Annotated in this window: 19 protein-coding genes; 9 read left to right on the forward strand and 10 right to left on the reverse strand. The window is 38.5% G+C overall.

From position 1 onward, the window contains the following. Window positions 1-5: 5 nt before the first annotated feature. From MWU78_RS05115 to MWU78_RS05140, 6 genes are all read left to right on the forward strand, one after another. Window positions 6-986, forward strand: a complete 981-nt coding sequence (locus tag MWU78_RS05115) for a stage II sporulation protein M (RefSeq protein WP_246995618.1) — start codon at window positions 6-8, stop codon at window positions 984-986. After that, the gene (locus MWU78_RS05120; RefSeq protein ID WP_246995620.1) at window positions 955-1,905 is read left to right on the forward strand and encodes a hypothetical protein; all 951 of its coding nucleotides are present in this window, start codon (window positions 955-957) and stop codon (window positions 1,903-1,905) included. Before MWU78_RS05115 ends, MWU78_RS05120 begins: the two co-directional genes overlap by 32 nt. Further along, window positions 1,902-2,630 carry a hypothetical protein gene (locus tag MWU78_RS05125; RefSeq protein WP_246995622.1) on the forward strand — a complete coding sequence of 243 codons (729 nt, stop codon included), beginning with the start codon at window positions 1,902-1,904 and terminating at the stop codon, window positions 2,628-2,630. The genes MWU78_RS05120 and MWU78_RS05125 overlap by 4 nt, the downstream gene beginning before the upstream one ends. Beyond that, entirely contained in the window at window positions 2,623-3,834 is a 1,212-nt protein-coding gene (locus tag MWU78_RS05130; RefSeq protein ID WP_246995624.1) for a DUF4350 domain-containing protein, read from the forward strand. The genes MWU78_RS05125 and MWU78_RS05130 overlap by 8 nt, the downstream gene beginning before the upstream one ends. Before the next feature lie 3 nt (window positions 3,835-3,837). Beyond that, the gene (locus MWU78_RS05135) at window positions 3,838-4,842 is read left to right on the forward strand and encodes a MoxR family ATPase (RefSeq protein ID WP_246995626.1); all 1,005 of its coding nucleotides are present in this window, start codon (window positions 3,838-3,840) and stop codon (window positions 4,840-4,842) included. Between the two features lie 82 nt (window positions 4,843-4,924). Then, entirely contained in the window at window positions 4,925-6,259 is a 1,335-nt protein-coding gene (locus MWU78_RS05140; RefSeq protein ID WP_246995628.1) for a DUF58 domain-containing protein, read from the forward strand. Between the two features lie 50 nt (window positions 6,260-6,309). On the opposite strand, the gene MWU78_RS05145 is transcribed toward MWU78_RS05140, so the two are convergent. Next, window positions 6,310-6,690, reverse strand: a complete 381-nt coding sequence (locus MWU78_RS05145) for a hypothetical protein (RefSeq protein WP_246995630.1) — start codon at window positions 6,688-6,690, stop codon at window positions 6,310-6,312. Window positions 6,691-6,787: 97 nt separating this feature from the next. Here MWU78_RS05145 and MWU78_RS05150 point away from each other — a divergent pair, with 97 nt between their 5' ends. Together MWU78_RS05150 and MWU78_RS05155 are read left to right on the forward strand one after the other, a co-directional pair. After that, complete coding sequence (locus MWU78_RS05150) at window positions 6,788-7,012, forward strand: DUF2007 domain-containing protein (protein WP_246995632.1); 225 nt, start codon at window positions 6,788-6,790, stop codon at window positions 7,010-7,012. Between the two features lie 313 nt (window positions 7,013-7,325). Further along, window positions 7,326-9,056 (forward strand): hypothetical protein, encoded by a 1,731-nt coding sequence (locus MWU78_RS05155; RefSeq protein WP_246995634.1) that lies wholly within the window; start codon window positions 7,326-7,328, stop codon window positions 9,054-9,056. 118 nt (window positions 9,057-9,174) lie between these two features. On the opposite strand, the gene MWU78_RS05160 is transcribed toward MWU78_RS05155, so the two are convergent. The 6 genes from MWU78_RS05160 to MWU78_RS05185 all read right to left on the reverse strand — a co-directional run bounded on the left by MWU78_RS05160 (window position 9,175) and on the right by MWU78_RS05185 (window position 17,640). Then, the gene (locus tag MWU78_RS05160; protein WP_246995636.1) at window positions 9,175-10,116 is read right to left on the reverse strand and encodes a nitronate monooxygenase; all 942 of its coding nucleotides are present in this window, start codon (window positions 10,114-10,116) and stop codon (window positions 9,175-9,177) included. Beyond that, window positions 10,116-11,690, reverse strand: coding sequence for a S8 family serine peptidase (locus tag MWU78_RS05165; RefSeq protein ID WP_246995638.1), 1,575 nt, complete (start codon window positions 11,688-11,690; stop codon window positions 10,116-10,118). Before MWU78_RS05165 ends, MWU78_RS05160 begins: the two co-directional genes overlap by 1 nt. A gap of 49 nt (window positions 11,691-11,739) precedes the next feature. Beyond that, entirely contained in the window at window positions 11,740-12,930 is a 1,191-nt protein-coding gene (gene mnmA / locus MWU78_RS05170; RefSeq protein ID WP_246995639.1) for a tRNA 2-thiouridine(34) synthase MnmA, read from the reverse strand. Window positions 12,931-13,740: 810 nt separating this feature from the next. Then, on the reverse strand, window positions 13,741-15,597 hold the full coding sequence (yidC, locus tag MWU78_RS05175; protein ID WP_246995641.1) for a membrane protein insertase YidC: 1,857 nt from the start codon (window positions 15,595-15,597) through the stop codon (window positions 13,741-13,743). 120 nt (window positions 15,598-15,717) lie between these two features. Beyond that, complete coding sequence (locus tag MWU78_RS05180) at window positions 15,718-17,343, reverse strand: CTP synthase (RefSeq protein WP_246995643.1); 1,626 nt, start codon at window positions 17,341-17,343, stop codon at window positions 15,718-15,720. A 60-nt stretch (window positions 17,344-17,403) separates the two neighbouring features. Next, entirely contained in the window at window positions 17,404-17,640 is a 237-nt protein-coding gene (locus MWU78_RS05185) for a DUF3820 family protein (RefSeq protein WP_103474224.1), read from the reverse strand. Between the two features lie 304 nt (window positions 17,641-17,944). On the opposite strand from MWU78_RS05185, the gene MWU78_RS05190 reads away from it, so the two are divergent. Further along, window positions 17,945-18,814, forward strand: coding sequence for a TIM barrel protein (locus MWU78_RS05190; RefSeq protein WP_246995645.1), 870 nt, complete (start codon window positions 17,945-17,947; stop codon window positions 18,812-18,814). Window positions 18,815-18,879: 65 nt separating this feature from the next. Here MWU78_RS05190 and MWU78_RS05195 read toward each other — a convergent pair whose 3' ends face one another. The 3 genes from MWU78_RS05195 to MWU78_RS05205 are packed head-to-tail and all read right to left on the reverse strand — an operon-like array spanning window position 18,880 to window position 21,973. Continuing rightward, a complete protein-coding gene (locus MWU78_RS05195; protein WP_246995647.1) occupies window positions 18,880-19,389 on the reverse strand; it encodes a DUF922 domain-containing protein in 510 nt (169 codons plus the stop codon). Between the two features lie 20 nt (window positions 19,390-19,409). Beyond that, window positions 19,410-19,802, reverse strand: a complete 393-nt coding sequence (locus MWU78_RS05200; RefSeq protein ID WP_246995649.1) for an OsmC family peroxiredoxin — start codon at window positions 19,800-19,802, stop codon at window positions 19,410-19,412. Between the two features lie 5 nt (window positions 19,803-19,807). Further along, window positions 19,808-21,973, reverse strand: coding sequence for a LysM peptidoglycan-binding domain-containing protein (locus MWU78_RS05205; protein WP_246995651.1), 2,166 nt, complete (start codon window positions 21,971-21,973; stop codon window positions 19,808-19,810). Window positions 21,974-22,091 lie beyond the last annotated feature (118 nt).

The raw sequence follows: 22,091 nt of genomic DNA on the forward strand, positions 1-22,091 counted from the left end.
CCAGTATGCGTGAGGCAGCTTTTGTAAAGCAAAATAAAGAAAAATGGATAGCATTTGAAAAGGCTATCAACTATAATGCCCACTTTAACCCGGACGAACTTGCTAATGGCTATATTCAACTGACCAACGATCTGGCCTACGCACAAACCTATTACGCGGAAAGTAAGACTTTATTGTATTTAAATTCCCTAGCCTCCCAGGCACATCAAAAAATATATAAAAACAAAAAAGAGGGTAGGAATAGGATATTGGATTTCTGGAAAACCGAATTTCCACTTTTTTTTAGACAATATCACAGGACACTTGGAATTGCCTTCCTAATCTTTATTATTTCCTCAGCTATTGGAAGCATTTCTGTGATTAACGATGACACATTTGTAAGGTTAATTTTAGGGGATGCCTATGTTAATGAGACTCTCAACAATATTACCAATGGCGACCCAACGGCCATTTACAAAGGCGGCAGTGAAATAGGTTCTTTTTTGGGGATTACCATAAATAATATTAAAGTAGCATTTATGGCATTTTCCTTTGGTGTAATTACCAGTATTGGTACGGCATATATCCTGTTTAGCAATGGGGTAATGCTGGGGGCGTTCATAACATTTTTTTATACCCAGGAAGTTTTTTATCAGGCCAACAAACAGATTTGGCTACACGGGACCATAGAAATATCGGTAATCATCATCGCAGGATGTGCCGGATTAATTATGGGCAATAGTATCTTATTCCCCAAAACATATTCCAGACGCGTATCCTTTATGAAAGGTGCCAAGGATGGATTAAAAGTAGTGGTCAGCACCATACCTTTTTTTATTATTGCCGGTTTTATTGAAGGATTTATTACCCGCTATTCCAATATGCCCGATTGGTTGGCGTTTTTAGTTATAGGCAGTTCTTTACTATTAATTCTATTTTATTATATCTTTTATCCCATATTGTTAAATCACTCTCATGCAAACCAAAGACCAGGAAAAATTTATTGAACTAAGGGTAGATAGGGACTTTGGTGATATCATCAATACCTACTTCGACTTTTTTAAACAGAACCTTAAAAAATTTACGAATGTTTTTTTAAGCTATAACGGCATTTTTCTGATAGGGCTTTTGATTGTGAGTTATTTGCTGGTATCAGGAGTAATAGGTCTAATCACCAATAACCAAAATTCGGTCTTGGAAACCGTGGGATCAAGCAGTGATGCCTATATAATGTATTTTATAGTGGGGGGAATTTTATTCTTTTTTATTTTCTTAATGGTGGCGGTTTTGAATTATAGCCTAAGCACTTCCTATATGATAAAATACGAAGAAAATAAAGGCCAAAACTTTAATAAAACCGATGTTTGGGTAGAGGTCAAAAGCAATTTGGGAAGTATAATTGTTTTTATTTTATTGCTGATACTGCTCTTTTTGGGCCTTATGATCGCAGCTGTTGTTCTAACCTTTATCCCATTGGCAGGAATGCTTGCACAATATGTAATTCAATATTTTGTCATGGCCTGGGTGGGTGTATCTTTTTTTGTTATGTTGAAAGAGAAAAGAGGCGTTACCGATGCTTTGGGGGAAGGTTGGAATTTGGTAACCAAAAACTTTTGGAAATCGGTTGGGGTAAATTTTATCCTTGGATTTTTAATTGGCCTATTGTTCATGGTAATCATAATGATACCTGGAATTCTTATCGGAATCTACACATTTCACGTGGTTCAAAATGGTGTTGACCTAGGTGCTTCCATAGTCCCGACCATCATTTATACCTTGGGAACCTGCCTATTGCTTATAATAGGGGTATATACCCAATGTTTGTCCCAATTCGTAAATGGGCTTTTATACTTTTCCCTGCACGAAAAAACGTATAATTTGAATTCGAGAAGCAAAATAGACCAAATAGGACTTGAGGACCAGTGATAAAATTAAAATTTACTATTTGCAGCTTTTTTGTACTTTTCTCTGGGTCCGCCCAAGGGAATAAAGATTCCATTGCCATAAATGAAGATAGGGGTAGCAACTTAGTAATCCGCTCTTTGGACCAAAATCTGGCACAGAAATATCAGGGCAAAGAATTTAACTACGAAATTAAGGACGGGGAATCCCAAAATTTATTGGCACGTTTTCTCAATTGGTTAACGAACGGACTGAAGGATGTTTTTGGCATAGACCTTCCCCCGGGAATCACTCAAATTTTAGAGTACCTTATATACTTCCTTATGGGTGCACTGGCCATTTACTTGCTCGTAAGATTTTTGACCGGTGAAAACGCGTCAGCCATATTTAGAAAAAAAGCAACCTCCTTTACAAAAATAAACCTGGCCGAGGAACATATAGAAAGCCTGGATTTGGATGTTTTGGTAATCGATGCCATAAATCATAAAAATTACCGATTGGCCATTCGCTATCAATACTTAAAAGTTCTAAAAACACTATCACAAAAACAAATTATTGAATGGCACTATGAAAAAACAAATCGGGACTATGAAAAAGAAATAAAAGTTCCAGAAACAATGTTGCTCTTTAAAGATGTGTCCTATCTGTACGACCATATTTGGTACGGGGAACAGGAGATAGACGAGCCTAAATATATGATCGCCCAGTTGAAGTTTACCAACCTAAATAATAAGGGTGCCGATGGATAAGCGTTCTAAAATTATCTTGGCCATATTTCTTGCGGTACTTATAGGTATCGTGGTAACCGAAATTGTACGTCCCAAACCCCTAAACTGGAGACCATCCTATACGGCATCGGACAGGATACCTTTTGGGTGTTATGTTTTGTACGAAGAACTTCCAAATCTGTTCCCGGAACAGGAAATATATTCATCCAACGAAAGTTTGTACAATATCTTGGCAAATCGTGATACCTCCAAAACTTCCAATTATTTGTTGATAAATGATTTCTTGGACCTGGATAAACAGGAAACCAATCAATTACTACAGTATGTAAGTGATGGAAACGACTCCTTTATTGCTGCTACAGGTTTTGGCACCATCTTATCGGACACCCTAAACATAAAGGTCGAAACCCAATACTCGGTAATGGAGGATACTGTGCAAATTCGTCTTACCAACAATTCCTTTACAAAAAAAAATTATACCCTCACAAGGGGTGTTTACAATACGCACTTCTCATCGGTTGATTCCTTGAACACTACTATTTTGGGATACATTTCATTCGACACTAAAAAAGGGCTAATTAATTCGGCGTCTCCCGAAAAAACCGAAAGCCCTAATTTTGTAAGAATAAAATTTGGAAAGGGAAATTTTTACCTAAATACCACACCACAGACATATACAAATTACTATATGTTAAAGGATAACGCGGGCTATGTTGCCAATACCTTATCCTATTTAAAAGACAAGCATGTATATTGGGATAATTATAAGAAATCCGGGCGTATCGTTATAGACTCGCCAATGCGTTTTGTACTTAACCAAAAACCCTTAAAATGGGCCTATTATCTAAGTATGATTGGTTTATTGATCTTTATTATCTTTAAGGCGAAACGGGAACAACGTATTATTCCGGTCATTGAACCTTTGCAAAATTCATCGATCGAATTTGCCAAAACCGTTGGGGGCCTTTACTACGAGCACAAGGATTTTACCGATTTAATCTCTAAAAAAATCAACTTTTTCCTAGAACATATCAGAAGTCATTACTACCTCAATATCGAATCGATAAACGAAAAAACAGCTAGAGATCTATCGGCAAAATCGGGCAAACCAATTTCAGAAACCCAAGACATTTTAGATCTAATAATACATCTTAAAAGCAAAACACATCATAGCGAGCAGGATGTAATTCATCTGAATAGAAAATTGAATCAATTTAATATATAAGGCATGGAAGAAATTCAGAAAGGGGACAATAACAACCCGTTGGAATTTAAAAGTAGAATAGACCTCGGTCAGTTGCAAACCTCGGTAGCACAGATAAAGTCGGAATTAGGGAGAGTGATCATTGGTCAACAGGATATGATCGAACTGCTAATTATATCTATCCTTGCCAACGGACATTCGCTAATCGAAGGAGTCCCTGGGGTAGCTAAAACGGTTACCGCAAAACTCTTGGCAAAAACTATGGATGTTGGCTTTAGCAGAATCCAATTTACCCCGGACCTAATGCCAAGCGACATTTTGGGCACCTCCATTTTCAATGCAAAGACCTCTGAATTTGAATTTAAAAAAGGTCCTCTATTTTCCAACATTATTTTGATCGATGAAATAAATCGAGCCCCTGCAAAGACCCAAGCGGCCCTTTTCGAGGCTATGGCAGAAAGACAGATTACCATGGATGGCCTGACCTATGAAATGGAACCTCCCTTTTTGGTATTCGCAACCCAAAACCCTATAGAACAAGAAGGTACATACCGACTTCCCGAAGCTCAATTGGATCGATTCCTATTTAAAATTAAAGTGAATTATCCGTCTTTGGAAGAGGAGATACAGATATTGGAAAGTAAACATCGTCAGAAAAACAAAAACATTGAAAGTCTAATAACTTCGGTACTTACGGCAAAGCAAATAGCAAAGTATCAGGATACCATAAAGGAAATTATAATAGAGGATAATTTGATGAAGTACATTGCTGGTATTGTCAACAACACTCGCAGCAATGCCAATCTATACCTTGGAGCCTCTCCAAGGGCCTCTATAGCCATAATGGACGCCTCCAAAGCGTTGGCCGCCATTAATGGCCGCGATTTTGTAACCCCTGACGACATTAAAAAAGTTGCGGTCCCTATTTTAATGCATAGGGTATTATTGACACCAGAAAGGGAAATGGAAGGCTTTACCCCGGATAAGGTGATAAAACAAATTTTGGAGACCATTCAAATCCCAAGATAATTGGTTCATCAGTAATTTGATCCTGTGCAAGCGCGATGATTGGTGATTTCAACTATGGGGAAATTTATAGCATAAATAATAAATGAACAGAATCTTTAAAAATATTTATCTGCAAAGGCGATTTTTTATCGTTTTATCCTGCATGGTATTGGGCTTTTTAGTATCCTATATTGTCCCAGATCTTTTAGGGGTAATAGAATTGCTGTTCTATATTTTTTCTTTGATTTTTTTGGTTGATATTATTTTGGTTCTTGCCTCCATAGGCGGAATAAGTGCCGAACGCATAGTTCCCGAAAAACTATCCAATGGGGACGGGAACGAAATTGTAATAAACCTAAGTAATTCATATTTGTTCCCGGTAGGTTTGAAGATTTTGGATGAAATTCCCCACCAATTTCAGAAACGCGATTTTGGTATTGAAACTACCCTAGGAAAAGGAAGGGAAAAGACATTCCAATATTTCCTTAGGCCTACGGAACGCGGTGTATATTCTTTTGGAAATTTAAATGTCTTTGCCCACTCTCCAATTGGCCTAATCTCCAAGAAATACACTTTTGGCAATGCACAGGAGGTTTCGGTTTACCCTTCCTTTTTACAATTGCGGAAATATGATTTAATGGCCTTTACCAATAGATTGTCCGAATATGGCCTTAAGAAAATTCGCCGTATTGGCCATACTATGGAGTTTGAGCAAATTAAGGATTATGTACAAGGAGATGATATCAGGAACATTAACTGGAAAGCTACTGCCAAAAAGGGCCAGCTAATGGTAAATCAGTATCAGGATGAAAAATCACAACCCATATACTCTGTAATCGATAAAGGAAGGGTGATGAAAATGCCTTTTAATGGACTTAGTTTGTTGGATTATGCCATTAACGCTACTCTGGTCATATCGCACATTGCCATTAAAAAGCAGGATAAGGCCGGGATGTTCGCCTTTAGCAGGAAGATTGAAAACAGGGTAGTCGCAGAAAGGCGAAGCTCTCAAATGAACCTAATATTGGAAACGCTTTACAATTTGGAAACCAATTTTGAAGAAAGTGATTACAGCCGTTTGTATGCCGATATTAAGCGCAATATTAATCACAGAAGTCTAATATTGCTCTATAGTAATTTTGAAACTTTGGATGCCCTTCAACGGCAACTCCCCTATCTACAAGCTATTGCCAAGCAACATTTATTAGTGGTCATTTTCTTTGAAAACACCGAATTGACCAAGTTTGTGGATGAAAAAGCGGAGACTATCCAGCAAATATTTGAAAAAACCATAGCGGAGAAATTCGTTTATGAGAAGAAACTTATCGTCAACGAATTAAGGAAGTATGGCATACAGACTATCCTAACGAAACCCGAGAATCTCACCATAAACACCATCAACAAATACTTGGAAATAAAAGCTCGGGGACTAATTTAGAGCTTTATAGTGGCCGTATTGCACAAGATACCGGGATTTTTTCATGCTCATTATTCAATACTTACTGCCTTGCCCTTGTATAGGCTAATAAACATCTCCTTGTTCCTTCTATTTTTCTTCTCCGAAAAAATATCTATGGTAATCCCAACAGATACCCCGCCCAATACTGTAGCCGTTAAGTCCCTGTTGTCCCAACCATTATAAATATGCTCATCATAGGCCTCCTTTGCCAAGCCTGCCATTAAACTGGATGCGAAGGCACCTGCTATTCTCCAATAGCGATTACCATTGGAGATACGATCAGCTATATCGGCACCAATAGCACCGCTTAGGGCACCTGCCCCAAAATGTTTCACCTTATCCTCCTGCAGTTGTGCGCTTATTGGTAAAGTTGAAAAAAAAATGATAATACCTATAATTATACTTTTCATGGGTCACAAAGGTACTAAGGCCCTTATGAATACTTTTAGTTTATGACCCAAAAAATAAATTATGTAATTTGTACACAACTCATTAAAACTGAAGAATATGGATTCCAATTACACCAAGATATTTTCCGGCAATTTTGTTTTGTCCCAGACAATCCTAAATCAATTAAGGGAAATAGGTTTGGAACCGGTGATAAAAGACGAATCAGAATCAGGAAGATTGGCAGGTTTTGGTTCTCCGATGCAGGGAGATCAAGAAATATTCGTTAATGCCGAGGAGTTGGCAAAAGCACAAAGTATTGTCCAAAGAGTTATTGGCGCGTAAAAGCCGGGCCATTGGGTTGGCTGCTAACAATTCCGAAAACAATTGTAACCATGTCTTGGTCCTGACTCCCTTGTCAGCCTATCAATATAAACTAAATTGATTCTGGCATTTCTCCCTAGAATTCACTATTTTTAGATAAAGAAAATATAAGTTTTTCTTTCTCCCCTCTATTAGCGTTTATTAATTCTCCCCTTGTAATTTAGATTTTCACCAATAAGAACCTAGTCAATCTATATTTATTTATAGTTTGACTTTACTAGTTAGGTTTATAATTCAATTAGGAATTAACACATAAACACAAAATTTCAGCGTCATGAAAACAAAATTAAGTCTCTTGATAATAGCCTTAGTTCTATTACCACTTGTTTACTATTGGACACCCGAACCTACCCCACAAGTATTGGAAGTAACACAGGAAGCTAGTTTTTACTCCATGAAATGTACAGTTGCCAAATACCTCTTGAGCAATGTGGACACTACACAACAAATTGCACCGCTGTTCGAAAATCTAGGTAATCTACATTTCGGCATAAGTACCAAAGACCAGAAGGCCCAAACTTATTTTAACCAGGGCATAAAACTTACCTATGCTTTTAACCATGCTGAAGCCCACCGTTCGTTTATGGAGGCATCCCGACTTGACCCAAAGGCCGCAATGACCTATTGGGGCCAGGCATATACCTTAGGACCTAACATAAATGACCCCATACCCGATGATGAGCGCAGGACAAAATCTTATGAAGCACTTATAAAAGCCAAAAACTTGGCCCAAAATAGTTCTCCTAAAGAAAAGGCGTTAATAGAAGCTTTGGCCCATAGGTATAGTGGTGATTTAACAAAGGATATTCCAGACTTAAATATCGCCTATATGAATGCCATGGATGAGGTGGTGAATAAATTTCCTGACGATGCCGATATTCAAACCTTATATGCAGCTTCCGTTATGAATACTATGCCCTGGAATTATTGGGACAATGATGGTAACCCGGCTCCCAATACACTCAAGGGAAAAGCTGCCTTGGAACGTGCCATGGTCCTGAATCCTGACCACCCAGGAGCCCATCATTATTATATCCATATGGTGGAACTTCCTAAACCGGACCTTGCCATACCCAGTGCGGACAAGCTAGGATCCCTAATGCCGGCAGCAGGCCATATTGTACATATGCCCTCCCATATCTATATAAGGGTGGGTAGGTATGAGGATGCTGTAAAGGTAAATCAGGCGGCAATTTTGGCAGATGAGGATTATATCTCGCAATGCTACTCACAGGGCATGTACCCACTTGGATACTACCCTCATAATTTACACTTTTTATGGTCTGCCTCCACCCTTTTGGGCAATAGTGATCTTGCCATTGATGCCGCCAAAAAAACCGCAGAAAAAGTCCCTCTTGGCGAAATGATAACGATGCCATTCCTTCAAGATTTTGCATCCACGCCACTTTTGGCATATACACGGTTTGGAAAATGGAATGAAATTTTAACCATTCCCTATCCGGGTGATGACTATAAACACCTAAAACTTATTTGGCATTACTCAAGGGGCATTGCCTTTATAAGAAAAAATAACATTAAAGAAGCCAAAGAAGAATTAGAGGCCCTTACCGCTATGAAGAACGACCCGCAATTAGAAACTATAATTGCCAATTACACCAATCCCTCTTCCAATATTGCTAAAATTGCACATGCTGTTATTTCTGGTGAGATTGCTGCGGCTGAAGGCGATTTACCAAAGGCACAGGAGCACCTTTCAAAAGCCATTTACTTGGAAGACCACTTAATCTACAGCGAACCTACTGCCTGGCATATACCCGTGAGGCAGACCTTGGGGGCCATCTTGGTAAAAGCTGAAAAATTTTCGGAAGCTGAAAAATTGTATAAAGAAGATCTGGAAGTTCTCCGCCAGAACGGATGGTCTTTAATGGGGCTACACGAAAGCCTAATAGGGCAAGGTAAATTGGAAGAAGCTAAAATGATCAAGCAAGAATTTGATACGGCTTGGAAACATGCCGATATAAAGATAACAACATCTATTTTATAACTTTGAAAGGCCAATTTGCAAATGGAGGAACATATCAAACCCAATGTGTTTTGAAAAACCGCTTTTTCCAATTGCGCATGAAACCCAGGTTTGGTAAAATACCTAAGTAATATCAATTTTACAATTGCTCTACCTCCGCCTTGGCAATCGTAAATTCCTTTATTAAATCGGTTACAATTTGCGCAGCCGGTTTAATATCATGGATAATGGCTGCAACCTGGCCTATTTCCAGTTCCCCTTCCTCCAAATCCCCCTCGAACATACCTCTTTTTGCCCGCGCTCTGCCCAAAAGCACTTTTAGTTCTTCCACGGAAGCGCAAGCGGCATAGGCTTTTTGTATATCGCTGTAGAACTTATTTTTTATTAATCTTACCGGAGCCAATTCCTTTAAAGTCAACTGGGTTGCCCCCTCACCGGCCTCTACCACCTTTTGCTTAAACATGGGGTGGGAAGAAGCTTCATCGCTGGCTACAAAACGACTACCTATCTGTACCCCATCTGCACCCAAAACCATAACGGCCAACATGGCCCTGCCCGTTGCAATGCCACCTGCAGCAATTAAAGGAATGCTTATTTTTTCTTTTACAGCAGGAATTAATGTCAGTGTTGTGGTCTCATCCCTTCCATTATGTCCACCAGCCTCAAAACCTTCGGCCACAACAGCATCTACACCAGCCTCCTCAGCCTTTTGGGCAAATTTTACACTACTCACCACATGTACTACAGTAATTCCCCTATCTTTTAAAAAGGAAGTCCAAGTTTTTGGATTGCCTGCAGATGTAAATACGATCTTTACACCTAGGTCTACAACAATATCCATTAGCTTATCTATATCCGGATAAAGCATAGGTATGTTTACGGCGAAGGGCTTATTGGTGGCCAACTTACATTTCTCTATATGTTCGCGCAGGACCTCGGGGTACATGGATCCCGCTCCTATTATACCCAGTCCTCCAGCATTGGAAACAGCCGAAGCCAAACGCCATCCACTGGCCCAAACCATTCCAGCCTGTATTAAAGGGTATTTAATTCCAAAAAGCTCGGTAATTCTATTTTGCATTAGTTTTTAATAAATTTAAATTCCTTACGAACACCATCAACCTTCACCTGCACAATATATAAAGCCCTACTTAAATTTTCCACAGGTATTTCCTGATTGTTTGGAGTTATTTGTTTTTGCAATATTAGTTTTCCGTAGGTGTCAAAAAGTGATAATAAGGCAGTCCCATATGTCGAGGGAAGTTTAACTTGAAACTCGGTTTTGGAGGGATTCGGAAATAAGTACCACAATGTCTCATCCGAATCGGATTCATTTAATCCCAATATCGCCAAGGGTATGGAAAAATCAGGTATACCATAACCCATTGGGGAATTTGGATTTTGATAATGGGAAGATGATTCCCGTACCATTGCCATAATCTCAAGGTTCGTTTTTTGTGGGAATGCCTGCCAAAAAGAAGCTATGGCACCAGCCATTATGGGCGAAGCAAAAGAGGTCCCATTGTTTGATACGAGTCGATCATCCGGACCAATTACTATGGCTGCTTCTCCCATTGCCATCCCATCAGGTTTAACCCTGCCATCCGAGCTTGGCCCCCTTGAACTAAAAGTCGCATAATTGCCATATCTATCAACTGCTCCAACACCAAATACGTTGGCATCCGCAGGGGCTGTAATTATTCCCCATGCACTATCCCCGGAATTCCCTGCTGAATTTACCACTAAAATTCCCTTTTCCGCAGCTATATTGGCTCCTTTGGAAATAAAAGCAGTATTTCCATCCATCTCTGCAGGGGAATAACTATATCTGGGATCATCATAAGTACTGTATCCTAAGGAACTATTAATAATATCTACCCCAAGACTATCTGCCCGCTCAGCAGCTTCCACCCAATAACTTTCCTCCACGGGAGTTTCGGTTGCTGCGTCTTCCGTTCTATAGAGAATATAACCAGCGTCCGGAGCTGTTCCTACAAATTGTCCGTCCACAAAGCCCGCCATATCAGACAATACCATGGTGCCGTGATCATCTCCGTTGCTCCTATAAATATCTGTTGATCGTTCCACAAAATCATACCCTCCCCATAAATCATTGTTGGATCGTAAACGGATAAATGCATTCATTTGATCAACATTGGGAAACCCACTGTCCAAAACAGCAATTAAAATACCTTCGCCGGTAAAGTTTTTTTCGTGCAATATATCTACACGTAACTGATTTACCTGTGTATTACTTTGACCATAGACAAAATCGACCAATTGCTCCTTAAACTTATTTGTATGATTGTCCCACTGATTTTTTGATACAGAGATTAATTTGGCACTAATACTCCTATCGGCAAAGAAAATATGGTCTACGAATGGGAGATCCATTAAAGCGGTAATATTTGGAATACTGCCTACCACATGGGCACAATTGAACCATTTAGACTTAGCCTTGACAGCAATCCCAACTTGAAGTTTTAACTGGGCAATATAAGCTTCATTGACTGGAACATCCCGCTCATCTATGACTATATTAAGCCTACTCTTTTTTTGTAGTGCCCTTTCAGATAAAATACTTGTTGGGTCTGCAAGGTACTCCCCTACACTGTCCTTATCTTTAAAATATACCCAAGCGTGATCCTGTGCCATTCCCCAAAGGGAAAATATTAAGCATAGAAAGAGGGTAGCCCTTGCCATATTAAGAGATTACACCGGACCCAACCAATTCTTCCCCAATATACCAAGCAACAAACTGCCCTTCCGTAATGGCCGATTGTTTTTCTTCAAAATCGACGTACAAACCGGCCTCTACTCTAAATAAGGTCGCTTTCTGCAAAGGTTGTCTATATCTTATCCTGGCCATTACATCCATGCTCTGATCCACTTCCAAGGCCAAATCGGTACGTACCCAGTGCAATTCATCATTGTTTACAAAAAGGGTCCTACGATATAGTCCAGGGTGGCTTTTGCCTTGACCAGTGTAGATTACATTTTGATCAACATCTGTCTCAATTACAAATAATGGTTCTTTGGTACCACCTACATCCAAACCTTTGCGTTGTCCCTTAGTAAAATAATGGGCACCTTGGTGCTCACCCACTACCTTCCCGTCCGTTAGCTTATAATGAGGCTTTTCAGCAAAAAAGGCTAATTCCTCCAACTTGGAATTAAACTCGGGAACATTATGAGCATACTGTTCCAATACGGCAGGTACCTCAACAATAACACCTTTTTTTGGTCTTAGTTTCTGTTGTAAAAATTCGGGTAGACGAACTTTTCCGATAAAACAAAGACCTTGGGAGTCCTTTTTATCCGCAGTGATCAAATCATTTGCTGCGGCTATTTTACGTACCTCAGGCTTTAATAATTCCCCAATAGGGAATAAGGTTTTGGAAAGCTGTTCCTGCGAAAGTTGACATAAAAAATAAGATTGGTCCTTATTACCATCGGCTCCCGCTAGCAAGTGATAAGTTTCTGACCCATCTTCATTCTTAATAATCCCCTTTCTACAGTAATGACCTGTGGCCACGTAGTCCGCTCCCAGCTGCATGGCTATTTTCATAAACACATCGAACTTAATTTCTCGATTACAGAGCACATCGGGATTGGGAGTCCTACCTTTTTCATATTCCCTGAACATATAGTCCACGATGCGTTCCTTATACTGGGCACTTAGGTCCACTGTCTGAAAAGGTATTCCTAACTTCTCAGCAACAATCAATGCGTCATTGCTATCCTCCAGCCATGGACATTCCTTGGAAATGGTCACGGAATCGTCATGCCAGTTTTTCATAAATAGGCCTATAACCTCATATCCCTGTTCCTTTAAGAGATATGCCGTTACACTGGAATCCACACCACCGGAAAGTCCGACTACCACCTTTTTCATACGTTTAAATCTTCTTTTATTTATTGTATCCCCTTGGTCGTCTTTCACCAATAATGACTTACAATTAGTATGCAAAAATACAAAATTGCGATTTGGTTGCTTTATAAATATGGCTCAATCACAACTAAGGGAAGACCCCACTAATTGCAACCAATATTAATCGTCCTATTTTTGGATAAGGATAAAAAAATAGATCTAATTATTCAAGAGTTTTTAGCTGATAAATAGAAAAGCCCTCATCCTTAAAACGGGAATAAGGTAATGCATACAAATCACTAAACAACAAAAGGAGCCACTTTAGCATACTAAAAAGGCTCCTTTACAACTATTAGTTTTATACAGTCTGAAAAATAACAATATTTGAGGACCCAAAACTTACCAAACTATACCAAATCAATGCTAAAAACCCCGACTAAATGGTCGGGTTTTTTTGTTTTACACATTATCCTCCAATACTTAAATCTTCCACTTCAAGGATATCAATAATTTCATAACCATCTTGGAAAGGTTAATTCGCGGCATCATTGACTTCATGCGTATGGATTCCATCCAAATTAATTTCGTCGGCATCTCCGGGTAGCTCATAGACAATAGCCCCTTTTGGTGGCGCAACTATTTCATATTAATGATTATTCATACTTATGTTTTTGTTGAAAAAAAGGTTTAAACACCACTTAACCTTACCATGGCAATTTATTAAAAGAGCAATGTAATTTTTGTTGAAAAACTAATAAAGAATCAAGGAACTCCATAAAAAAAAGTGCTTGAAAAAATTCAAGCACTTTAATTATCCAGAAGGTAAACTATGACTTATTTCTTACCTATTTTCTTTTGTTCCTCTGCCTGTTCCATCATCTCCCTCATCTTCTTTTGAAACTTGTTTTCTTTTTTAGGCTTCTTCTTATTTTCTTGAATCTGAGCATGGATCTTGTCTTCGTCCAAGATAAAATTCTTAATGGCCAGCATAATAAAAATGGTAATCAAGTTAGATACAAAATAGTATAAACTAAGTCCACTGGCATAGTTATTAAAGAAAACCAACATCATTAAAGGAGACAGGTACATAATAAATTTCATATTGGGCATTCCTGGCTGCGTTTGCATATTTTGACCAGTTGTCATCATCATATAAAAGAAGATGGCAACAGAGGCCAATATGGGAAACAAACTAACATGATCCCCGTAAAACGGAATAGTGAATGGCAATTGAGCTATGGCATCATAGGAAGAAAGGTCATCTGCCCATAAGAAAGGCTTTTGTCTCAATGCAAAGGAAGTTGGGAAAAACATAAACAGGGCATAGAAAATTGGCATCTGCAGTAATGCAGGTACACAACCACTCATAGGGCTTACCCCAGCCTTGTTGTACAATTTCATAGTTTCCTGCTGCTTTTTCATAGCATTATCCTTAAACTTCTCATTAAGCTCAGTAATTTCAGGTTTCAACACCTTCATTTTGGCCTGTGACAAATAGGACTTATAAGTGGCCGGAGACATTATTAGCCTCACTAAAATGGTCATGACTACAATAGCAATACCGTAAGGTAAAAAAGAACTTAGGAAGGTATATACAGGGGTAAAAATATACCTATTTATCCATCCAAAAATCCCCCATCCAAAAGGAATGGAATCTTCCAGTCCCAATTCCTTGTATTGCGCCAAAACCTTAACATCTGTTGGTCCGTAGTACCAATTAAAATTATAGGCCAACTCCCCACCTTCTAATTTCAAAGGCACTTCTGATGCAAATTCCTTGGTAAATTGTTGGGTATGGCTTTCCTCCTCCACCAAGTTAATTGAGTTGAGTTTTGCGGTTTCAAATTTATCGGCATAAGTAAGAATAGAACTAAAAAAATGCTGCCTGAAGGATATCCATTTCACATCCATTTCCGTCTCCTCATCTTCACTGCCCTCTGAAAGCTTACTTATTTTGTCATCATCATGATTATAAGTAACCCTTGTATATCTATTTTCATACTGGATACTTTTGGAGTGTCTAATGGTCTTTAATTTCCAATCCAAATCAATGGGCTTGGAACTATTTAGCACCCCATTTAAACCTTGGGAACGCACGGTAAAACCAATAAGATATTCGTCCGGTTTCATTTCGTATCTATACTCCAAGAATTTATCGGAAGCCACTTTGGCCTTCATGGAAAGCACTTTATTTTCTCCAGATTTGGAAAGTGTAGGCTCAAAATATAAATCGTTGGTATTCAGTACCCGATTGTCCGAAGTACTAAAATTAAGTGCAAAATTGGCATTGCCATCTTTAATTAAATAAACTGGAACGGAATCATAGGTGACATACCCTTTCATTCTTGCCTCTACAATCTGGCCTCCTTTGTTGCTTATTTCCAAATAAACCACATCATTTTCCAAAACTGTGGTCCCTTCTGTAGGAGCTGTATAGCCAAATGCGCCAATAGCACTTTTATAACTTGCTACAGCCGTTGAATCTTGCACATCAATAGTCTTGGGTTGAGTAACTTCTTGCTTGGCCTCGTTGGCCTTTTGCATTTCTGCAGCCTCTACCTGTTCTTGTTTAGCCTTCTGTTCTTCCAGCTCTTCTGGTGTTGGCTGGTTCTGCCAAAACATAAAAATAAGAATCCCAAAAATCAGTACAAAGCCGATTATGGTATTAATATCCAATTTCTTTTCCTCCATCTAAAGTTTAATTTAAAAATATTCTCGGCAGGGATTCAATTAATATCTTCGTTCCCAACAGATTAAATCAGCTTGCAAATATATGCCCAATTAGGCTATTCATGTCAAACTGGCACTAGTTTATTGCTTTCCTTCCTTTTGGTGTTTTAAAGCCGCTTTTACAAATCCTACAAATAAAGGATGCGGATTGTCTACCGTGCTCTTATATTCAGGATGATATTGCACCCCAATAAACCAAGGGTGTGCAGGAATCTCTACTATTTCCACCAATCCAGTTTCCTTATTTACTCCAGAAGCTAGTAGACCAGCTTCTTCCAATTGTTTTTTATAGCTGTTGTTAAACTCATAACGGTGACGGTGGCGCTCTGAAATTTCGGAAGCCCCATGATAGATTTTTTGCACCAAACTACCCTTTTTTAAATCACAGGCCCATGCACCTAATCGCATTGTCCCCCCCTTATTTATGATGTTTTTCTGTTCCTCCATAATACTGATCACAGGATGCGGGGTGTTTTCGTCCATCTCTGTGGAACTGGCCTTCTTTAAACCAAGTACATTTCTAGAATACTCTATTACAGCCATTTGCATCCCCAAACATATGCCTAAAAATGGAATACCATTTTCACGGGCGAATTGTACCGCCGTAATCTTTCCTTCTATACCTCTCTCCCCAAACCCGGGTGCTACAAGAATACCATCCAAACCTTGCATCTTCTTTTCCATGTTCTTGGCCGTAAGATGTTCTGAATGAATAGATTTCACTTTTACTTTCACATGGTTCACAGAACCTGCATGGATAAAAGATTCCAAAATGGATTTATAGGAATCCTGCAATTCCACATACTTCCCAATAAGTCCTACAGTTACTTCATTTTTTGGATTCTTGTGCCATTGCAAAAATTGATTCCATTTAGTAAGATCGGGAACAATGTCGTCCGGCAGGGCCAATTTTTTTAGCGTTACGGTATCCAAACCTTCTTCTTGCATTAAAATAGGCACATCGTAAATGGTTGATGCATCTATGGATTGTATAACGGCTTCCCTCTTTACATTGCAAAAAAGTGCAAGTTTATCCTTTAAATCATCGGGAATTTCGTGTTCGGTCCTACAGACCAAAATATCCGCTTTTATTCCACTTTCCATTAAGGTTTTTACAGAATGTTGAGTCGGTTTCGTCTTTAATTCGCCCGCAGCTGAAAGATAGGGTACCAAGGTTAAATGAATTACAATTCCATTATTATCACCCAACTCCCATAGCAATTGGCGCACCGCTTCTATATATGGTAATGACTCAATATCACCTACCGTACCACCAATTTCGGTAATTACAATATCGTAATCCCCGCTTTTACCCAGTAATTGGATACGTTCCTTAATTTCATTGGTAATATGGGGTACTACTTGAACTGTTTTCCCCAAAAACTCTCCTCTTCTTTCCTTTTCTATTACGCTTTGGTAAATTCTTCCGGTAGTAACGTTATTTGCCTGAGAAGTCCTCACATTTAAGAAGCGCTCGTAATGTCCCAAATCCAAATCGGTCTCAGCACCATCATCGGTAACATAACACTCACCGTGTTCATAGGGGTTTAAAGTTCCCGGATCAACATTGATATAAGGGTCTAATTTTTGGATAGTAGTTCTATAACCTCGAGCCTGTAATAATTTGGCAAGAGAGGCTGCTATAATCCCCTTTCCTAGGGATGAAGTAACCCCACCGGTTACAAAAATATATTTAGTCTGTGACATGAAGCGTTAGGTTGAATTCGTAACGCGAGCAAAAATACGAATTGCTATAACAATTAACGGCTAATATTGGGGAAAATCTTTTTGAATCTTTCTAATCAGTCCCTCCAATCCGTTAATTTTAATTTCCAACATCGATCTTAACAAATTTCCTAGTTTTCCCTCTGGAAATCCGCTTTGTTGAAACCAAATCAGGTATGGTTCGGGAAGTTCCACCAAATACCTTCCCTTAAACTTCCCAAATGGCATTCTATAATGTGCCAATTCTATTAATTGCCTTTTATCCGGAACTACGTTCATACTCAAGAATCTATCCAAATATACCACCTTCAGAATGGCTTCCAAAATGTTTTTCCGAAATCTTCCCTTAAATTTAAACCTAGTGCATTTAGAACATTCTATTTCTAAATTCCTTACTTTTAATACAAATCACCTATCTTTATACACGTATTATTTACATTTAAAATCGATTAAATCATAAAATGCGGTTTTAGTGGTATTTTATGTAACTAGGTTTTTGATTTATCCTACACTACCTTGTTAACACAAGACCTAATGTGTAGCAGAAATGAACATAGAAGTTTCAACATATACAATTAAACCGATGAAAAGAAGAACATTTATAGGAACCTCAGCGGCCGCATCTGTTGGCTTGCTGGCTTGCAAAAATGGAAATGCAATGGAATCAAATAAAGAAAAAGAAACCAAACTAAAAAACAACATTAACCATAGCGTCTGTTATTGGTGTTACGGCAGCATTCCACTAGAAGATTTTCTTAAGTCGTTAAATGACTTGGGGGTAAAAAGTGTTGACCTTATTGGTCCCAAAGACTGGCCGTTACTGAAAAAATACAATATTAATTCCTCTATGTGCAATGGAGCTGAAATTAGCCTTACTGAAGGCTGGAACGACCACAAATATCATGAAACTCTGATTAAAAATTATACAGAAATGATTCCCAAGGTTGCCAAAGCAGGGTACACCAATCTTATCTGCTTTAGTGGCAACCGCAGGGGAATGGATGATGCGGTTGGTCTGCAAAACTGTGTAGACGGATTAAAGCAGATTATGCCACTTGCCGAAAAACACGGAGTAGTGATACAAATGGAGTTATTGAATTCCAAGGTGGACCACGATGATTATATGTGCGATCACACGGAATGGGGTGTGGAATTATGTAAAAAGTTGGGGTCAAACAATTTTAAACTACTTTATGATATCTACCATATGCAGATTATGGAGGGTGATATTATTAGAAACATTCAGGATTACAACGAGTTTTTTGGACATTATCACACCGGTGGAAACCCAGGAAGAAATGAAATTAACGAAACTCAGGAACTGTATTACCCAGCCATCATGAAGGCTATTTTGGCCACTGGTTTTAAAGGGCATGTGGCACAGGAATTTATACCCACTTGGAAGGATAAAATAGCAGCTCTAAAAGAAGGGGTTACTATTTGTGACGTATAGTAGAATTCAAAACCAAGTCCTTAAAATATATCAATCCAAAAGGAGACTTCATAAAAGGTCTCCTTTTAGTTGTTTAAAGCCTTCCTGATTTTTTTATTCCAAATTAATTGTTGAACCGTATCCCTTGAAAAATTGGTTTCCGAATCGTATTTATTTTGAAAATCGTTTAATTCCCTGAGAATATTTCTATATATCTCCTTTACCTCTGATTTTGCATTTTTAGTAAATTTGGCCTTGGCCAGTTCCTGACGCATTTTACGGGCATAAACTTCAGTGATATCAAAATGCAATTGTTCGTGACCTAAAACGATAGGGTTGGCCAGTTTATATTTATACCAGGATTTGTTTGGATAAAAATGACAGCTCACCCTGAAATCCAGCTCCATTTTATCAGCAGTTCCCTGGGCAGAAAAACTGTAGGTTATTCCACTTGCCGTAATCGCAGCTGCATTGGAAATATTCGATGGATTGCCCTTGAAATCGGCCCAGGTCAACTTTTTCCCAGGGTGCCATTCAATTACCTCATCCTCTTGACCAAAACCCAAATTGAGTGCTAGACATACAACAATGAGCATTATTGTTTTTAAAGTTTCCACTAGAAAGAGATATTCATTGAGATATCCGGATGCAGCGTACAATGCATGGAGTATGCATCTTCAGTGCTATCCCAAATTTTAATATGTTTATCCAAGTAATTAACTTCTGAACAAAATTTAAGGTGGATTTTAGAAATCCGCCTGAGTTCGTTTTTTATATAATTTGATACTTCAGCCGTAGAATTTTCTAGACCCAATTCCAGACTTCTCGCCTTCATTCCTATAACGGAGAAAAAAAAGCTGGTCAAACCGCTAAAAGCAATATCTGTGTGCGCAAATAACTGCCCTAAACGATCGTTATCCAATGGGGCATCGGTAATTAAAGTATTACCTGATCTAATATTTTCAAATCTTGTCTTATGTCCACCGCTATAGGTTACTTTCGACGTCATCAGCATTAATCCTCAAGCTCCATCATCCTCATATTTTCATAACCCAATATATAGGAGGCTCTATTATAATATCCGGAAGAGATGTCCTTGATATAATTGAACTTGTTACCAATATATTCAGTTTCCCCAATAAGTTTGGAGGCAATAACCAAATCGTTTTTATAAGCGAGTTTTAGAAGCATGTCCATTGTAAGATCAAAGCCGCGAACTGCGTACTCATCAGGATTCGAACCATATTTATTTCTATATGCTTTTAAGAAACCATTAGCTTCGGCCTCTCTAGACGCGGAAGGATATGTAAATCTCAAATTAGAAAGGTGGGAATAAGAAACTACCTCACTATCAAAAGCCTTGTTCTTGTCCGTTGTAAAAAGTCGTATACTAATTTCTTTGTTTATTAAAGAATTGAGCAACGACCCCACGTGATACACCACATTGGCCTGATCGGTTTCCAAAAACACCCAATTTTCGTTCTCCAATGACAATATCTTCGAAATTTTATCAATGTCCACAGTCCGATCTTCCTTCAAGGCCACAATTTTAGCCCCAGGAAATTTCATCATCAAAGCGGATTCCGTAGGTTTATTCTTTTGGTCAGCAATTATAACAATATTCTCTTTGGTCCGTATGCCTTCAACATAGGTCATCATATGGTCTTCCATGACTTTTTCAGAAGGAAGCGCAAAAAACACGTTGTTCAAACTTAAATCACTTTTTTCGGTCAAGGGAGCAACAACCGGAACTCCATATTCAGCGGCCTGCATGGCCACCTCTTTTAAAGATTGGGGCTCCAAGGGACCAAAAATAGCAGAGACCCCTATCAAATTTTCCCTTTGCAATATTCCCTTTGTACGATTCAAGTCCAATTGGGTATCGTAGGTTTTCACATCAACCGAGACTCCTAATTTAGCTATTGAATCCAGGGCAACCATAGCTCCTGAATATAGACCCAAACTATATCTAACATCTTTTCTATTTTCTATGGCATTTTTTGTGGCGACATTGTCATTTAAATCCAACCTATCCAACCTAAAGGGCAAAAGAAATATTAGCTTAGGCCTGTTTAATTTATTGATACTGTCCTTTAAATTGATCTTATCCAAGATCAGTGCGTTTTTTACGTCAAAATTACCTGTCTGGTCTTTAGGTAGTTTCAAGACCATCCCCGCCTTTAGTCCGTCCTTTAATTCTGGATTAAGATCCAATAATTCTTTATAAGTCACCCCAAATTTACGGGTAAGGGAAAACTCGGTCTGTTTTGGTTTGACCTCATAAAAATTGTAATTCTCAATATTCACTTCTCCGGTCTCTACCTTTTGAACAGGTATCCTCAACACCATGCCTTCCTTTAGTCCACCCCTTTCCTTAATTTCAGGGTTCAAGGCTATTATTTCGCTGGAGGTTAATCCAAACTTTTTCTCCAAACTATAAAAAGTTTGCTTGGGCGGAACGGTATATGAATTGTACAACTGGGTTTCTTGATCTTTAATCGTACTGCCCAATAATTTTGGCAGCAACAACTCTTGACCGGAAGACAAGTAATCTGTTATTTTCGATAATTTCGGATTGAGCACCAATAAACTATCTATGGTAATCCCGTACTTATTGGCTATACTCCACCTTGTCTCTTTAGGCTGTACGGTATAAATTACATAATTATCTTCAATGAATGCCTTTTCGGCTGGATCAACTCTTTTATATTTAGGAATCTTAAGAATCATCCCCTTTTTCAATTGCACAGAGTACAACTCCTTATTGTAGCGCTTAATATCATCTTCTGAAATATTATACCGTTTGGATATACCGAACAGTGTTTCTTTTCTTTTGGTTCGGTGCGAGATATATCCAATAGGCTGCCGGTTTTGAGGACCGTCTTCATTTCCTTTTAGTGCTTGCAACAATGCTGTTACCTCGGTTACACTATCCTTTTTTACCACGGCACCGTTTGCCGTGGGAATTACCAAAATAGTGTTGACCCTTAATGCCTGACCTTTTTTTATCTCCTTATTGTAATTTAATATCCCCTGCTCGGAAACGTTGTATCGTTTAGCGATACCTTCTAAAGTTTCTCCAGCTTTAACAGAATGGGTAGTGAATTTTTGCGCTATTGCATTGAAGCTAAACAACAATAAAAAAACCGTTGTAATAATTACTTTACTATATATTTTCACAAGTATAGATTTTAATTGTTCTATTTATAATAAGTCAAGTATAACATTGAGAACGACTACAAACACAACAATGTTATACTAAAAATTAAAAAATAATGCGCAGTTAGAAATTTAAAAT

Origin of the sequence: Arenibacter sp. F26102 (genome assembly GCF_023015865.1) — a bacterium.
GTDB lineage: Bacteria > Bacteroidota > Bacteroidia > Flavobacteriales > Flavobacteriaceae > Arenibacter.

What these genes read in the sequence shown, in the direction of transcription:
- MWU78_RS05160 (WP_246995636.1), bottom strand. Translation starts at nt 10,116, where the DNA reads ATGCAAAATAGAATTACCGAGCTTTTTGGAATTAAATACCCTTTAATA.
- MWU78_RS05135 (WP_246995626.1), top strand. Translation starts at nt 3,838, where the DNA reads ATGGAAGAAATTCAGAAAGGGGACAATAACAACCCGTTGGAATTTAAA.
- MWU78_RS05200 (WP_246995649.1), bottom strand. Translation starts at nt 19,802, where the DNA reads ATGACGTCGAAAGTAACCTATAGCGGTGGACATAAGACAAGATTTGAA.
- MWU78_RS05190 (WP_246995645.1), top strand. Translation starts at nt 17,945, where the DNA reads ATGAAAAGAAGAACATTTATAGGAACCTCAGCGGCCGCATCTGTTGGC.
- MWU78_RS05165 (WP_246995638.1), bottom strand. Translation starts at nt 11,690, where the DNA reads ATGGCACAGGATCACGCTTGGGTATATTTTAAAGATAAGGACAGTGTA.
- mnmA (WP_246995639.1), bottom strand. Translation starts at nt 12,930, where the DNA reads ATGAAAAAGGTGGTAGTCGGACTTTCCGGTGGTGTGGATTCCAGTGTA.
- MWU78_RS05120 (WP_246995620.1), top strand. Translation starts at nt 955, where the DNA reads ATGCAAACCAAAGACCAGGAAAAATTTATTGAACTAAGGGTAGATAGG.
- MWU78_RS05180 (WP_246995643.1), bottom strand. Translation starts at nt 17,343, where the DNA reads ATGTCACAGACTAAATATATTTTTGTAACCGGTGGGGTTACTTCATCC.
- MWU78_RS05115 (WP_246995618.1), top strand. Translation starts at nt 6, where the DNA reads ATGCGTGAGGCAGCTTTTGTAAAGCAAAATAAAGAAAAATGGATAGCA.
- MWU78_RS05195 (WP_246995647.1), bottom strand. Translation starts at nt 19,389, where the DNA reads ATGCTCATTGTTGTATGTCTAGCACTCAATTTGGGTTTTGGTCAAGAG.
- MWU78_RS05155 (WP_246995634.1), top strand. Translation starts at nt 7,326, where the DNA reads ATGAAAACAAAATTAAGTCTCTTGATAATAGCCTTAGTTCTATTACCA.
- MWU78_RS05130 (WP_246995624.1), top strand. Translation starts at nt 2,623, where the DNA reads ATGGATAAGCGTTCTAAAATTATCTTGGCCATATTTCTTGCGGTACTT.
- MWU78_RS05150 (WP_246995632.1), top strand. Translation starts at nt 6,788, where the DNA reads ATGGATTCCAATTACACCAAGATATTTTCCGGCAATTTTGTTTTGTCC.
- MWU78_RS05145 (WP_246995630.1), bottom strand. Translation starts at nt 6,690, where the DNA reads ATGAAAAGTATAATTATAGGTATTATCATTTTTTTTTCAACTTTACCA.
- MWU78_RS05140 (WP_246995628.1), top strand. Translation starts at nt 4,925, where the DNA reads ATGAACAGAATCTTTAAAAATATTTATCTGCAAAGGCGATTTTTTATC.
- yidC (WP_246995641.1), bottom strand. Translation starts at nt 15,597, where the DNA reads ATGGAGGAAAAGAAATTGGATATTAATACCATAATCGGCTTTGTACTG.
- MWU78_RS05185 (WP_103474224.1), bottom strand. Translation starts at nt 17,640, where the DNA reads ATGAACGTAGTTCCGGATAAAAGGCAATTAATAGAATTGGCACATTAT.